This is a genomic window from Acidobacterium capsulatum ATCC 51196 (assembly GCF_000022565.1).
GTDB lineage: Bacteria > Acidobacteriota > Terriglobia > Terriglobales > Acidobacteriaceae > Acidobacterium > Acidobacterium capsulatum.
This window is the reverse complement of record NC_012483.1, coordinates 189878-204138: the sequence shown is the minus strand read 5'-3', so window position 1 is coordinate 204138 and position 14261 is coordinate 189878. Positions and strand designations below refer to the sequence as shown.

The window sequence follows — 14261 nt, the reverse complement described above, 5'->3', positions numbered from 1 at the left end:
AAGTCAACAGGAGAATTGTGTCCGAGCCGCGTCCGACATCCCCACCTCACACCGGAGAAGCCTTCGAGGGCGATTACCGCCCCGTCGGCCCCTCCGCTGAAAAAGAGGCGCGGGAGATTCGCGTGGAGCCCACGCAGACTGAGTTTCTGCTGCGGCTCGCCGATACCCTGAACACGACGCTTGACCTGCAGACCCTGCTGCAACGCACCGCATCGCTCGTGCGCGCGGTGATCGACTACCGCATCTTTGCCATTCTGCTTATCAATGACCGCACCAATGACATGCGGATGCGCTTTCAGATCGGCCACACGCCTGAGGTTGAGCGCATGCGCATCCGGGTGGGGCAAGGCGTGGTCGGGCAGGTGGCGCTCACCCGCCAGCCCATGCTCATCAATGACGTCAGCCAGGTGGAGAACTACATCAACGCCAACCCTGACGTGCGCTCTGAGCTGGCCGTTCCGCTCATCATCAAGAACCGCGTCATCGGCGTCATCGATATTCAGTCCGAGCAACTGGACTACTTCCAGCCCGAGCATCTGCGGCTGCTCACGCTCACCGCCTCCCGCATTGCGCAGGCCATTGAGAATGCGCGGCTCTACACGCGCGTCTCGCGCCAGGCGCAGACCCTCGAAGTGCTGAACGAGATCAGCCGCGAGTTCACCTCGATTCTCGACGTGGACGCGCTCCTGGAGCGGATCAGCCAGTTGCTGCGCCGTATCATCGACTACCAGATGTTCTCCATCTGGATTGTCGATGCGGATGAGCACATGCTCGAGAACCGCTTTGCCCTGCGCTTCGGGGAGCGATTCTATCCCGAAGAGAAGCTGCCCGTGCAGCGCGGACTGGTCGGCGCGGCGATTGCCGAACGCCGGCCCATCCATGTGCCCGATGTGCGCCGCGACCCGCGCTACTACAAGATCAACGAGGAAACTCGCTCGGAGATGGTGGTGCCGCTCATCTACAAGAGCAAAGTGGTCGGCGTGCTCGACATCGAGCACACCCGCGCGCACTACTTCACTGAGGAGCACGAACGCGCACTGACTACTCTCGCCGCGCAGATTGCCATTTCCATTGAGAACGCCCAGCTCTACCAGCGCGTCGCCCAGCAGGAGCAGCGACTGGAGCGCGACATGGAAATGGCGCGCGAGGTACAGCTTCGCCTGCTGCCCAAGGTGCATCCCGGCCACAAACACACCGAGTTTGCCGTGCGCTTTCAGCCGGCCCGCACCATCGGCGGCGACCTCTACGATTACCTGCGCTATGACGACTCCCACAGCGCGCTCGCCGTGGGCGACGTGAGCGGCAAGGCCGCGCCCGCCGCGCTTTACGGCGCGCTGGTGAGCGGCATCATGCGCTCACTGGCCGGGCAAAAGCTCTCGCCGGCGGCCATGCTGCATGCGTTGAACAACACACTGCATGAGCGCCGTCTCGACTCGCAATACGTCACCATGCTTTTCTCCGTCTGGAACGACGAAAACATGACGCTGCAGATCGCCAATGCCGGAGCCGTGCAGCCGGTCTTCTGCCATGACGGCGAGGCCGAACTGGTGCAGGTCGAGGGCTTCCCGCTCGGGCTCTTCCCCAACGCCAGCTATGAGGAGATCAGCCTCTCCACGCGGCCCGGCGATTCGCTGCTCTTTTTCAGCGACGGCATTACCGATGCGGAAAATGAAGCCGGGGAGATGTTCAGCACCGAACGGCTGCTCGACTGCATCCGGCGTCACGCCGGCAAGCCGGCCCAGCAGATGGCCGATGCCATTTTTGCTGAAGTGCAGGAGTTTCAGGGCGAGCACGACCGCTTTGACGACGAGACGCTGATCGTTCTGCGGGTGATCTGACGGCGGCGAAATGCTGCCTCGTCTCACATTCTGCATAGGTGGCTGGGGCCGCCTGCTTTAATCTATGGGCAGGAGCCAAGACAGCCTTGCATCAGACTCTGACGGAACGCGTTATTTCGCCCGCCCGCAACATTGACGGCAGCCTGCGTCTGCCCGGCGACAAAAGCATCTCTCACCGCTATGCCCTGCTCGGCGGACTCGCCGAGGGCACCAGCCGCTTCAGCAATTTCTCAACCGGCGCTGACCCGTCGAGCAGCCTGGCCTGCGTCGAGGCGCTGGGCGCAACCGTCGTCAACGACGGCAAAGGCAATGTGGAGGTCACCGGCGTCGGCGGCACATTCCACGCGCCTGCCGGGGCGCTCGATTGCGGCAACTCCGGCTCGACCATGCGCATGCTTGCCGGATTTCTGGCTGCGCAGAGCGGCGAGTTCACGCTGATCGGCGATGAATCGCTCACCCGCCGCCCCATGGAGCGCGTGCGCAAGCCGCTGCAGCAGATGGGCGCGGAGATTGACCTCACCGACGGCCATGCGCCGATGACCATTCGCGGCCGTAAGCTCCACGCCATGGACTACACCACGCCCGTACCGAGCGCGCAGGTAAAGTCTGCCGTGCTGTTTGCGGGCCTGCAGGCCGAGGGCGTCACCACCGTGCGCGAGGCCGTGCGCACGCGCGACCACAGCGAGCTGGCGCTGCGTGCCTTTGGCGCGGAGCTGACGCGCACCGTGGATTCGGTTTCCATCACCGGCGGCCAGAAGCTCACGGCCATTGAGGCCAAGGTGCCCGGCGATATGTCGTCCGCGGCATTCTTCCTCTGCGCGGCGGCGCTCTTTCCCGGCTCAAATCTGATCTTTGATGACCTCGGCTTGAATCCGACGCGAGCCTCGCTGCTCGATGTGCTCACCGCGCTCGGCGCGCACATTGGCGTCATCAATCTTGAAGACAAAGCATCGGAACTGATCGGTACCGTGCAGATCAACGCTCCCGCGAACGGCCTGACCGGCACCACCGTCTCCGGCGGACTCGCCGCGCAGCTCATCGATGAGCTGCCGGTGCTGGCCGCAATTGCCCCGTACACGCAGAATGGCATTCGCATTCGCGACGCCAGGGAGCTGCGCGTCAAGGAATCGGACCGCATCGCCCTCGTAGCGCAAAACCTGCGCGCCATGGGCGCCGAGGTGGAAGAGTTTGAAGACGGACTCGATGTGCCCGGCGGCCAGCAACTGCATGGCGCCGAGATCGACGCCGGTGGCGACCACCGCATCGCGATGGCCTTCTCCGTGGCAGCTTTGCGGGCAGAGGGTGAAACGCTGATTCGCGGCGCGGAATCGGCAGCCATCTCTTTCCCCGAATTCTTTGACCTGCTCGACGGCGTCGCGCAACGATAGGCTCCCGATTGTTGTACCGGCCCCCGGGAAGAATAGGGCGCACAACATGGCCAAAGAAGCACGAAAGATCACGGGCAAAGATCCCAGGGCCAGTTTGGAGAGACCGGCATGAGTCTCTCCAAACTGATTCTGAGCCTCGACAACTACACGCTGCTGGTCTCCATCTTTACCGCGTCTCTGCTTTTTGCCGTCGCCTTCAGCCGCACCGGCCGCCAGCAGTACCGTCAGCAGGGAGCCGGTGCGTTTGCGTTTGCATTTTTCAGTGCGGCGCTCAGCACCGTATTGATCGCGGTCACGGCCGTTATCGATGTCCCCTCCCCGCTGGCCCGATTTTTTCTCACCCTGCTCAACGACGGGCTGGTGATCTGCTTCTATACGCTTCTGCTCGATGGCATCGAACAGTTTTATGGGCAGCGCCGCCACAACCGCATGGGCTGGGCCACGACCGGCGCCACACTGCTGCTGCTCGCTTACTTCACCGGGGTAGAAAACTCCGTCGCCGCCCGCATCGTGGTGGTGGCGGCGGCGATTGCCCTTCTGCGCGGACTCTTTGCCCTCACCGTGCTGCTGCAACCACGCCGCAGGCACAGCCTGTCGCTGATGGTGCTGATGTTTGGCTATGCATTGCTCAGCCTGTTGCAGGCCGTGGGAACCCTGCTGCGGGGAACGCCAAAAAACTTCATGCAGAGTGACCCCACACAGACAGTCACGCTGTATCTGGATCTGATCTTCGTTCTTTCCGCAGGGCTTTTATTGTTCCTGCTCCTGAATGAACATCTCGTGATGGGTTTTCAGGCCGAGGCCATGCTCGACTTCGTCTCCGGCACACTCAACCGCCGCGGCATTGAGCAGATTATGGAAGTGGAGATGGAACGCTGCCGCAGGCATGGCCAACCGCTGTCATTGGCGCTGCTCGACATTGACCACTTCAAACGGCTCAATGACACGCAGGGGCACGCTGCCGGAGACCTCGCCCTCGTGCAGGCCGCTAATCTGATTCGAGAGAGTCTTCGCCCCTATGACCAGGTAGGCCGTTATGGCGGCGATGAGTTTCTGCTGGTGCTGCCCAGCACTTCCACTGAAAGCGCTGAAGGCATCCTGAATCGCATTCGGGAGCGCGTGGCGCGGAACCATCCCCTGCGATGCACCCTCAGCGCCGGCCTGACCGCGCTGATCCCTCGCGACGACATGGCTTCCCTGCTGGCCCGGGCCGACAATGCGCTCTATGACGCCAAGACCGATGGGCGCAATTGCGTGCGCGTAAGGCTATCCTCTCCGCATCCAGCCGAAACCAGGGCTGCCGTAAGCAAGACGCCTCAGTGAACGGTTCCCATCTGACCAGCCGGCCAGTAGATGAATGACGCCTTGCCGTAGATATCGCTGCGAGGCACAGGTCCGAAGTCGCGACTGTCCTCTGAGATGTTGCGATGGTCGCCCATCACAAAATATTCGTGGGGCGGCACCACCCCGGCCGCCATCGAGCGATGATCGCGGTATCGCCGCGGTACGTAAGGCTCCTTGAGTGCTTTGCCGTTGATATATACCGTGCCCTGATCGATGCGAATATGATCGCCCGGCAGGCCGATCACGCGCTTGATAAAACTCTCCTTCGGATTGAGCGGGTAATGAAACACCACGACGTCGCCCCGCGAGATGCCTTCAAAGCGATAGACAAATTTGTTGATGAAGAGCCGGTCGCTGTTGCGCAGCTCCGGCTGCATGCTGGTGCCTTCCACGCGCACGGGCTGATACAGGCAGGTGATGATCACCACGGATACCAGCACTGAGACCAGCAGATCGCGCGTCCACTGTCTCATCTCGCTGCGGGACTGTTTTTGCGGCGCGGGGGCGGTTTCCAGTTCCGGCTGTTGCGTGCTCTCTTCGCTCATCATCCTCTGATTGGCCGCGCGGCCTCGATCTCTCGTGGCGCGGCATGGCTTCAAACCCGGCAATGCATCCGCATGCCTGTCTGGCAGGTGGAATTTATTTTGAGGCTAGGTCTATTTTGCATCAGAATACTTTGAAAATGACCGGTAGCCGGGCCTCACGAGTGCTACGAAATTCAATTGTTGGACGGTTTTCTTCACCAGATGGTGAGCGATCAACACTGACTCGGGTTAGGATGAGAGGTTCATGTTCCCACCGAAAGTTACACCTCCAGAGTCTGCTCGCGAAGGCGCAAGCCGCTTTGCGCGGGCCATTGACGTACTTCACCAGGCCATCGCCGATCGCGCTTTTCCAGGCGCTTCGTTTGGCGTCTATGCCCGCGGGCAGATGCTGGCGCTCGAAGGCGTCGGCCGTTTCACCTATGAGACGGACGCGCCCGTGGTCACGCCCTCCACGGTCTACGATCTGGCCAGCCTCACCAAGGTGATCGCCACCACGTCGGCGGCCATGCTGCTCCATGAGCGCGGCATCCTCAAGCTCCAGGCGCGCGTGGGCGACATTCTGCCCGGCTTCGTCGTGGGCATGGCGCCCGGCAGCGGGAAGGAAAAAGTCACGCTCGGCATGCTCCTGGCGCACACCTCCGGCCTTCCCGGCTATGCCCGGCTCTTTGAGCAGCACCCCACGCCCGAAGGCATGATGCGGGCCTCGCTGAAGCTGCCGCTGACCGCCGCACCGGGCACCCGTACGGAGTACTCCGACATCGGCTTTATCCTGCTCGGCAAAGCCATCGAGGTGCTCTCAGGCGATTATCTGGCGCGCTTCTGCCAGAGGAATATCTTTTCGCCTCTCGCGCTCCACAGCCTGCGCTTCTGCCCGCCGCAGACGTGGAAGGCCTCCGCTCCTCCCACCGAAATCGACAATAGCTACCGCCATCGCACCATTCAGGGTGAGGTGCAGGATGAGAATTGCGCCGCGATGGGCGGCCTCGCCGGTCATGCGGGACTCTTCGGCAACGCGTCCGACATTCTCCGCTTTGCGCAGAACTTCCTGCGCAAGGGCCGCCGGCAGGATGACACGAAGCCACTCTTCCGCGATGAAACCATGCAACTGTTCACCGCGCGGCAAACCGAGCCGGAGGGCACAACGCGCGCCCTTGGCTGGGACACGCCTTCGCGGCCGGAATCTTCCTCTGGAAAGCATTTCGGAGAGCGCGCCTTCGGGCACCTGGGCTATGCGGGCACCTCGCTCTGGATTGATCCGGAACGGGATCTCGCCGTGGTGCTGCTCACCAACCGCACCTGGCCCGATCGCGCCAGCCAGTTGATTCAGCAGGTGCGGCCGGCCTTTCATGATGCCGTCGTCGAGGCACTGTAGCCTCGCCAGTACCAGATCAAAACGCAGACATCGTTTCCTGCGCGAATCCCTTCGAAAAGAATTCGCAAGCCAGCCGCTGCGCGTTACACTTAATGCGGAAGATTTTGCACTAAAGCCGGAGAAATGGTCACGTCAACGCCTCCCAACACGGACATTGCAGCGGCCTCGAATGGGACCCGGTCAGTCATGGATATTCATGACCTGACGACCGAGACTCCCAACGAAGCCTCGCAGGGCTTTGATACCAAGTCCGCCCTTGAGATCGCAAAGATCATTAACCACGAAGACCAGAAGGTCGCGGCAGCGGTGAAAAAGGCGCTACCCGAGATCGCCGAGGTCATCGACTGGGTTGCCCGCAGCATTCGCGATGGCGGCCGTCTGATTTACATCGGTGCCGGCTCGAGCGGACGCATTGCCTCGCTCGATGCCTGTGAGTGTCCTCCGTATTTTTCCACCAGCCCGCAGACCGTGCAGTACATCATGGCGGGCGGGCCCAAGGCTCTGGCCTCGCCAGTGGAAGTAAACGAGGACTCAGAAGAACTGGGCAAGCGCGACATTGCCCGCCGCCGCCCCAGCCGCAAGGATGTGGTGATTGGCCTCTCGGCCAGCGGACGCACTCCCTACGTCGTCGCCGCCGTAGCCTACGCCCGCGAGCGCGGAGCCCGCACCGCCTGCATCACCTGCAATCAGGGCACCCCGCTGGCAGAGGCTTCAGACATCGCCATCGTTGCGGAGGTCGGGCCTGAGGTCGTCTCCGGCTCCACGCGCATGAAGGCCGCGACCTCTCAAAAAATGATCACCAACATGATCACCACCGGAGCCATGACCCGCCTGGGCTATGTGTACGAAAACCTGATGGTCAACGTACACATGCAAAACTCCAAGCTGATTGAGCGCGGCATCGGCATCCTGATTCGCGCCTGCCAGATTGGCCGCGACGAGGCCGTGAACGTCATCAAGTCCGCGGGCCGCAGCGTGCCGGTGGCGCTGGTGATGCTCAAAGCCGGCGTGGACAAGCCGGAAGCCGTGCGGCGGCTGGCCAACTCCAACGGCAATGTGCGCCGCGCCATTGAAGATCTCGGGGCCGGCACCTAAAGGCCCCCGCAATTCCTTTTCCAGCAAGAGACTGCCGAACCGGTGCATACGAACCACAAAGACTACTTCTCTCCTTCGGCACTCTTCCATTTCAATAAGAACAACCGGAATCCTTCCACTCGAAGTTTTTCCGGCATTTCCTCCGAGAAGCTCATCAATATCCCATGGACAAATTTGTAATTCGCGGCGGCAATCCACTCATCGGCACGGTCCGGGTGAGCGGCGCAAAAAACTCGGCGCTTCCCTGCATGGCGGCGGCCATCCTCACTGAAGATGAGGTCATTCTCGAAAACATTCCGCAGGTGCGCGACATTGAGACCGAGCGCAAGCTGCTCACCTCGATGGGCGCGGAAGTAGAGCTGGGTTATGGCCGCGCGCAGCATCGCACGACCATCAGTTGCCGCGTGCTTTCTGATCCCACCGCGAAATACGAGATCGTCAAGACGATGCGCGCGAGCGCGCTGGTGCTGGGCCCGCTCGTGGCTCGCACCGGTCTGGCGCGCGTCTCCATGCCCGGTGGATGCGCCATCGGAGCCCGCCCCATCGATCTGCACATCAAGGGCCTGGAGCAGATGGGCGCCACCATCGTCTATGAGCACGGCTACATTGAAGCCCGCGCCGAACGCCTGAAGGGCGCACAGATTCACTTCGATAAGATCACCGTCACCGGCACCGAAGACCTGATGATGGCCGCCGTGCTGGCCGAGGGCGAAACCGTTCTGGAAAACGCCGCCCGCGAGCCTGAGGTCACCGATCTCGCCGCGCTGCTCACCGCCATGGGCGCGCAGATTGAGGGCGCCGGCACTTCAGAGATTCGCATTCAGGGCGTCGAGAAGCTCCACGGCGCGCGGCATCGCATCAATCCCGACCGCATTGAGGCCGGCACCTTTCTCATCGCCGGAGCGATCACCGGCGGCGACCTCTGTGTGAGCCACTGCAACCCGGCACACCTCGGAGCCGTCATCGCCAAGCTCGAAGAAGCGGGCGTCCGCATCGATGTGCTCGGCAAGGACTCCCTGCGCGTGCGCAGCGAGGGCCATCTGAAGCCGATCGATGTCTCCACTGAAGAATATCCCGGCTTTCCCACTGACATGCAGGCGCAGTACATGGCGCTCGCCACGCAGGCCGAAGGCACCACGCTCGTCAAGGAGAACATCTTCGAGAATCGCTTCATGCACGTGCAGGAACTCGTGCGCATGGGCGCGAACATCAAGACCGCTGGCCGCATCGCCTCCGTACGCGGCAAAACGCCGCTCTCGGCTGCTGCCGTCATGTGCTCTGACCTGCGCGCCTCGGCCTCGCTGGTGCTCGCCGCGCTCGTCGCTAATGGTGAATCCATTCTGGACCGCGTCTACAACATCGATCGTGGCTACGAGCACATTGAAGAAAAGCTGCGCGGAGTCGGCGCGCAGATCAAGCGCCTCGGCAACGTCTTCAATGACAAGCGCGAGGCAGCACAGATCAGCGCCTCGTAGCAGCAACCCACTTGCGGCCTCACGGACACGCGCGATATACCCGCGCAGCCGTGGGGCCTTACTTCTTGTGATCGGCCATGATTGCTTCTGCATCCAAATAACAGGAGCGATTCTGAGATGCCAACCCATGATCACTTGCTACGTGACACCCTGATTCCCTTTTTGCGCGGACAGGGCGCGCATGCCGACTTGAACGCGGCTGTCGAAGACTTCCCTGCCGAGCACTACGGCACCCGCCCGCACGGTCTGCCGCACAGCGCATGGGAGTTGCTGGAGCATATCCGCTTCACGCTGCATGACCTCATCAATTTCTGCACCAACCCCGAATACACCGAGCCCGAATGGCCTGCCGATTACTGGCCCAAAAATCCCGCGCCCCAGCACCCCGAAGACTGGCACCGGACCGTCACCGCCATTCAGCAGGACATGGAAGAGTTCGAGAAGCTGATGAGCGATCCCCGCTCCAACCTCTACTCCAAGATTCCCTGGGGCGATGGCCAGACGTTGCTGCGCGAAGTGCTGCTCGCAGCCGATCACACCAGCTACCACACCGGGCAGATCATTCTGGTACGGCAGTTGCTCGGCATCTGGAAATAGAACGCATGGCACAGGAATGGATGCGCTGGGCATGGCTGCACACCGGCCACCATCTGCGGCAATTCGAGAGCTAGCTAATTTTTTCGTGACAGTTCGTGACAGGAAGAAGCCAGCTTAGCGCCAGCTCACGGCGAGTTGCCAGCGCAGATCGCGGGTCGCCGTCTTACTGAGCACGGTTTCGTATTCGGCAAGCTCGCGAATCACCTCATGCGTGTCAGAGCCCATCGTTGCAGGATTCTGCTGCAGATGATCGAGCAGCGCCCGTACCGTGACCAGCCCGTCCACGGGAGAAAACCACTGCGGCGGCGGCAGCGTCTGTGCCCAGGCCGGGTCGCCCGCGCCTTCCTCCAGCAGCAGCGCCATCGAGTTCTCATCGGCTGAAAAGAAGTCGAGCAATGGAGGCACCCCGAGACGCATCGCCAGCTTTTCGAGCGAGTCTTCATTGCGCGCGAGCGCGCGGCCGTTGACGAAGATATCGTAACCGGGGTCTTCGCCCTCAACGACAATGTACAAGGAAGCGCTCATACGCGGCAGTCTACCTCAATTCTTTAGATGTTCACGAAGAGAAAAGGTATCTCCAGTTACCCGCTTAGTTACCCGATAACGTCCCCTGTGCGCTGCCATCATAGGTCTGGTTGCCACTCGGGCCCTATCTCCCGCAGCAACATCACGAGGGCCGCGAGGATCATCGCACACCCCGCCCAGTTCTCCCATATCAGGTGAAGCCCAAGCAACCACGCGGCCTCCGCGAACCCTGTCAACGTGACCAGCCATTGCACCGCCGCCACCGGAACTCCGCCGGCCCGGCGCAGCAACAGGTACATCATCGGCAAAGTAATAGACGAAATCACAGCCTCAAAGACGACAGCCGGCCTGAGAATTCCCGCGAAAGTATGCGCAACACCCGACACGGCAGGCCATTGCCCGTCGAGAGTGGCCACCAATGCCAGCAGCGCCGCCGCTACGGCGCACTGCACTGCGCATCCGGCCAGGGAGGCTGCGGCTCGCATCCGCTCCCTGCCGCCGCGCACTACATACGCGAGCGCCGCCGCATTCGCGGCCATGCCGCCCAGCAGCAGTAGTTCGCCGCGCCAATGCGCGAGATCCAACTGCAAGCCCTGAATCACCAGCAGCGAAACACCCGTAAAGCCGAGCAGCAGCACCGGTATGCGCGCCGGAATTTCGTCCTCAAGCAGCAGCAGCACCGCCAGCGGCATGGCTGCATAGATGGCTCCGGGAAGGCCCGCCGCCACGCCGGCGTGCGAGGCGGCTGCTGAGCACGCATAGGGCAGCGCGAGCAGCAGCATACCCAGCATCGCGGAAGAACGCCAGAAGGATGAGTGCCCGGTCGCAGCTCGGCCGTTGCCGCGACGCCGGAAGCCACGTTGAAATACCGCGGCGATGCCCAGCAGCACAGCGGCCAGCGCAAAACGAAATGCGCCCGCCGCCAGCAGGGGCGGCCCGGAATAGGGCTCGGCATGCAGCAGCCAGGCACTGCCCCAGATCGCGCCGAGAACGAGAAACAGAAGCGTGATGCGCACGGTCATTCCCAAAAGCAGAGAGGCCGCGCGATGCGCAGCCTCTCTGGTAAGGATGATTTACTGGGGTCCGCGGTTTCCACCGCCGCCCTGGCCCGGTCCACGGCCACGGCCGCGACGGCGGCGGCGGCCACGGTTGCCCGCAGCACCCGCGCCACCCGGACGGCGCTCTCCGGGAGCGCTGTTCGGCGTGTCTTCGCGGTTGAAGTTCTCGTCTTCGCCCTCGCCTTCGCCGCCCTCTTCATCGAAGTCGTCGAAATCCTCGCCGCCCTCAATCGTGATAGTGCTGGCATTCGACGACGGCTGACGCTCGGCGCGTTCGGCACGCGGCTGGCCTTCAGCGGCTGCCGGAGCTTCGGCACCCGGTTCGGGCAGGCCCAGCTTCTGGCGCTGCTCGCGAATCACGGCCTTGCGGGAGAGCTTGATGCGGTTGCCCTCGACGCCGAGAACCTTCACCATCACCTGATCGCCTTCGTGCAGCTCGTCCTTCACTTCCTTGACGCGATGTTCGGCAATTTCGCTGATGTGCAGCAGACCGTCGGTGCCCGGGAAGATCTCAACGAATGCGCCGAACTCGGCCAGGCGAACCACCTTGCCCAGATAAGTCTTGCCCACTTCGGGCACGGCGGTGAGGTCATTGATCATCGCCAGCGCCTTCTTGAGGCCTTCTTCGTCGCTCGAGGCAATGTTCACGCGGCCCGTGTCGTCCACGTCGATCTTGACCTGCGTGGCCTCGATGATGCCGCGAATCGTCTTGCCGCCCGGCCCGATGAGATCGCGAATCTTGTCGGTCGGAATCTGGACAGTCCGGATCTGCGGTGCGTGCTTCGACTTCTCCTCACGCGGAGCCGCCAGAATCTCGTCCATCTTGTCGAGCAGGAACATGCGGCCACGGCGCGCCTGCTCCATGGCTTCGCGCATGATCTGGCCGGTGATGCCGCTGATCTTGATGTCCATCTGCAGCGCCGTGATGCCCTTGCGGGTACCGGCCACCTTGAAGTCCATGTCGCCGTAGTGGTCTTCCGCACCGGCAATGTCGGTCAGGATGGCGTACTCGTCGCCTTCCTTCACCAGGCCCATCGCCACGCCGGCCACCGCGCCCTTCAGCGGGATGCCCGCATCCATGAGCGCGAGGCTTGCGCCGCACACCGAGGCCATCGACGAGGAACCATTCGACTCCAGAATGTCTGAAACGACGCGCAGCGCGTAGGGCGACTCGTCCTCACCCGGCAGAACGGCGCTGATCGCGCGCTCGGCCAGTGCGCCGTGGCCCACTTCGCGGCGGCCCACACCGGTCATGCGGCCCACTTCACCCACCGAGAAGGGCGGGAAATTGTAGTGCAGCATGAAGCGCTTCTTCTGCTCGCCCTCAAAGGTCTCCAGGCGCTGCGAATCATCGTTGGTGCCCAGCGTCGCCGTCACCAGCGCCTGCGTTTCGCCGCGCGTGAAGAGCGCCGAACCGTGCGTGCGGGGCAGCACGCCCACTTCAATCGTGATCTGGCGAATCTCGTCAAACCCGCGGCGATCCGGACGAACGCGATCCTTGGTCACCTGCTCGCGGAAGATTTTTTCGCGAAGCAGTTCATAGTAGTGAGCCAGCTTCTTCTTGGCGGCGCCGGCATTTTCGTCCGCCGGAATCTCGGCGGCCAGCTCGTCCTTGATCTGCTTGACCAGCGCATAGCTCTCCGTCTTCGGATGCGCCTTGGTGTCGAGCGCATCGGCCAGGCGGGCGCCAATCTTGTTCTTCAGAGTCTCGAAGTAGGCCTCATCAAACTCAGGAGCAGTCACGGCACGCTTCGTCTTGCCGGCCTTGGCCGCCAGCTCATTGATGGCCGCCACAATCTTCTTGATCTCGGTGTGGCCGAAGTCGATCGCGCCCAGCACCACTTCTTCCGGCACTTCGGCCGAGCCGCTCTCGATCATCACAATGCCGTCCATGGTGCCGACAACGGTGATGTTGATGCTGCTGTCGCGGCGCTCGGCATACGACGGATTGATGACGTACTCGCCATTCACATAGCCCACGCGCACCGCGCCCACCGGCCCGGCGAAAGGAATGTCTGACAGGGCCAGCGCGGCGCTCGCGGCGTTGATGCCCACAATGTCAGGATCATTTTCCTTGTCGGCCGAGAAAACCAGCGCGATCACCTGCGTCTCATTGCGGAAGCCCTCGGGGAACAACGGGCGAATGGGACGGTCAATCTGGCGGCTGGTAAGAATCTCGCGCTCGCTCGGGCGGCCTTCGCGCTTGATAAATCCACCGGGAATGCGGCCACCGGCATAAGCGTATTCACGGTAATCCACCGTGAGGGGGAAGAAATCAATGCCTTCCTTGGGATCGGGCGCGGCCACGGCCGTGGCCAGCACAACAGATTCACCCTGGGTGACCAGCGCAGCGCCGGAAGCTTGCTTGGCCATGCGGCCCGTCTCAAAATGCAGCTTCTTTCCGCCGGTCAATTCGACGGTTACGTCTTGTTTCATATCATCCTCGTTTCAGAGCAGACCACTCCGCGAAGAGTCGTTCCGGTGGGAATTGGCGGGAAGAGCGCGGAGAGGATTGTGGGGGTGGGATGCACGCGGGCGACAGCCCAGCGACAAAGCCCGGGAGCGGGCTTGTGGCGAGGAAAGCCGGATGGGGCTGATGCAAAATCAAAGGCGCAGCCAGCAGAACCTGCTGACTGCCGCACCCCATCCCTTCCCTTGAATCCGTATCGCGTGCGCGCAGGGGACAAGAGATTCCGCTTTACCTACTTACGGATGCCGAGCTTGCCGATAACGTCACGGTAGCTGTCGGTGTCATGCAGCTTGAGATAGTCGAGCAGACGGCGGCGCTTGCTCACCAGCTTCAACAGGCCGCGGCGCGAGGAATGGTCCTTCGCGTGGGTCTTGAAGTGCTCGGTAAGCTCGCCAATGCGCTCGCTCAGGATTGCGATCTGGACCTGCGGGCTGCCAGTGTCGCTGTCGTGAGTGCGGAACTGCGAGATGATTTCAGTTTTCTTTACGGGTGCCAGCACAGCGGTGCGTACTCCTCTTTCGTTTCAGTTGCAATACACTTCCTAAGTGTCTGGA

At 62.2% G+C, this 14261-nt stretch carries 12 protein-coding genes; 7 read left to right on the top strand and 5 right to left on the bottom strand.

Annotation, left to right across the window (positions count from 1 at the left end; genetic code table 11):
* The first annotated feature begins 17 nt into the window (after window positions 1–17).
* The 3 genes from ACP_RS00790 (at window position 18) to ACP_RS00780 (ending at window position 4549) form a co-directional block, all read left to right on the top strand.
* Window positions 18–1838: a SpoIIE family protein phosphatase gene (locus ACP_RS00790; protein ID WP_238525609.1), complete on the top strand. Its 1821-nt coding sequence runs from the start codon at window positions 18–20 to the stop codon at window positions 1836–1838.
* 86 nt (window positions 1839–1924) lie between these two features.
* Window positions 1925–3226 (top strand): 3-phosphoshikimate 1-carboxyvinyltransferase, encoded by a 1302-nt coding sequence (gene aroA / locus ACP_RS00785; RefSeq protein WP_012680563.1) that lies wholly within the window; start codon window positions 1925–1927, stop codon window positions 3224–3226.
* Window positions 3227–3334: 108 nt separating this feature from the next.
* Window positions 3335–4549, top strand: coding sequence for a GGDEF domain-containing protein (locus ACP_RS00780; RefSeq protein ID WP_012680562.1), 1215 nt, complete (start codon window positions 3335–3337; stop codon window positions 4547–4549).
* Here the strand turns inward: ACP_RS00780 and lepB are convergent.
* Window positions 4543–5115: a signal peptidase I gene (gene lepB / locus ACP_RS00775; protein WP_012680561.1), complete on the bottom strand. Its 573-nt coding sequence runs from the start codon at window positions 5113–5115 to the stop codon at window positions 4543–4545. The two genes, ACP_RS00780 and lepB, sit on opposite strands and share 7 nt — an antisense overlap.
* 244 nt (window positions 5116–5359) lie before the next feature.
* Here lepB and ACP_RS00770 point away from each other — a divergent pair, with 244 nt between their 5' ends.
* From ACP_RS00770 to ACP_RS00755, 4 genes are all read left to right on the top strand, one after another.
* The gene (locus tag ACP_RS00770; RefSeq protein ID WP_012680560.1) at window positions 5360–6487 is read left to right on the top strand and encodes a serine hydrolase domain-containing protein; all 1128 of its coding nucleotides are present in this window, start codon (window positions 5360–5362) and stop codon (window positions 6485–6487) included.
* A gap of 186 nt (window positions 6488–6673) precedes the next feature.
* Window positions 6674–7582 carry an N-acetylmuramic acid 6-phosphate etherase gene (gene murQ / locus ACP_RS00765; RefSeq protein ID WP_012680559.1) on the top strand — a complete coding sequence of 303 codons (909 nt, stop codon included), beginning with the start codon at window positions 6674–6676 and terminating at the stop codon, window positions 7580–7582.
* Between the two features lie 164 nt (window positions 7583–7746).
* Window positions 7747–9057, top strand: a complete 1311-nt coding sequence (gene murA / locus ACP_RS00760) for a UDP-N-acetylglucosamine 1-carboxyvinyltransferase (protein ID WP_012680557.1) — start codon at window positions 7747–7749, stop codon at window positions 9055–9057.
* Window positions 9058–9174: 117 nt separating this feature from the next.
* Window positions 9175–9654 (top strand): DinB family protein, encoded by a 480-nt coding sequence (locus ACP_RS00755; RefSeq protein ID WP_012680556.1) that lies wholly within the window; start codon window positions 9175–9177, stop codon window positions 9652–9654.
* 114 nt (window positions 9655–9768) lie between these two features.
* On the opposite strand, the gene ACP_RS00750 is transcribed toward ACP_RS00755, so the two are convergent.
* The 4 genes from ACP_RS00750 to rpsO form a co-directional block, all read right to left on the bottom strand.
* The gene (locus ACP_RS00750; RefSeq protein WP_012680555.1) at window positions 9769–10179 is read right to left on the bottom strand and encodes a hypothetical protein; all 411 of its coding nucleotides are present in this window, start codon (window positions 10177–10179) and stop codon (window positions 9769–9771) included.
* 98 nt (window positions 10180–10277) lie between these two features.
* Window positions 10278–11195 (bottom strand): hypothetical protein, encoded by a 918-nt coding sequence (locus tag ACP_RS00745; RefSeq protein WP_148214964.1) that lies wholly within the window; start codon window positions 11193–11195, stop codon window positions 10278–10280.
* 57 nt (window positions 11196–11252) lie between these two features.
* On the bottom strand, window positions 11253–13673 hold the full coding sequence (gene pnp / locus ACP_RS00740; RefSeq protein WP_012680553.1) for a polyribonucleotide nucleotidyltransferase: 2421 nt from the start codon (window positions 13671–13673) through the stop codon (window positions 11253–11255).
* A 266-nt stretch (window positions 13674–13939) separates the two neighbouring features.
* The gene (rpsO, locus tag ACP_RS00735; protein WP_012680552.1) at window positions 13940–14206 is read right to left on the bottom strand and encodes a 30S ribosomal protein S15; all 267 of its coding nucleotides are present in this window, start codon (window positions 14204–14206) and stop codon (window positions 13940–13942) included.
* Window positions 14207–14261: the final 55 nt, after the last annotated feature.

Bases quoted from the DNA above. Each gene is read 5' to 3' on its own strand.
- ACP_RS00755 (WP_012680556.1), top strand. From the start codon at position 9,175: ATGCCAACCCATGATCACTTGCTACGTGACACCCTGATTCCCTTTTTG.
- lepB (WP_012680561.1), bottom strand. From the start codon at position 5,115: ATGAGCGAAGAGAGCACGCAACAGCCGGAACTGGAAACCGCCCCCGCG.
- pnp (WP_012680553.1), bottom strand. From the start codon at position 13,673: ATGAAACAAGACGTAACCGTCGAATTGACCGGCGGAAAGAAGCTGCAT.
- murQ (WP_012680559.1), top strand. From the start codon at position 6,674: ATGGATATTCATGACCTGACGACCGAGACTCCCAACGAAGCCTCGCAG.
- ACP_RS00770 (WP_012680560.1), top strand. From the start codon at position 5,360: ATGTTCCCACCGAAAGTTACACCTCCAGAGTCTGCTCGCGAAGGCGCA.
- murA (WP_012680557.1), top strand. From the start codon at position 7,747: ATGGACAAATTTGTAATTCGCGGCGGCAATCCACTCATCGGCACGGTC.
- ACP_RS00750 (WP_012680555.1), bottom strand. From the start codon at position 10,179: ATGAGCGCTTCCTTGTACATTGTCGTTGAGGGCGAAGACCCCGGTTAC.
- ACP_RS00780 (WP_012680562.1), top strand. From the start codon at position 3,335: ATGAGTCTCTCCAAACTGATTCTGAGCCTCGACAACTACACGCTGCTG.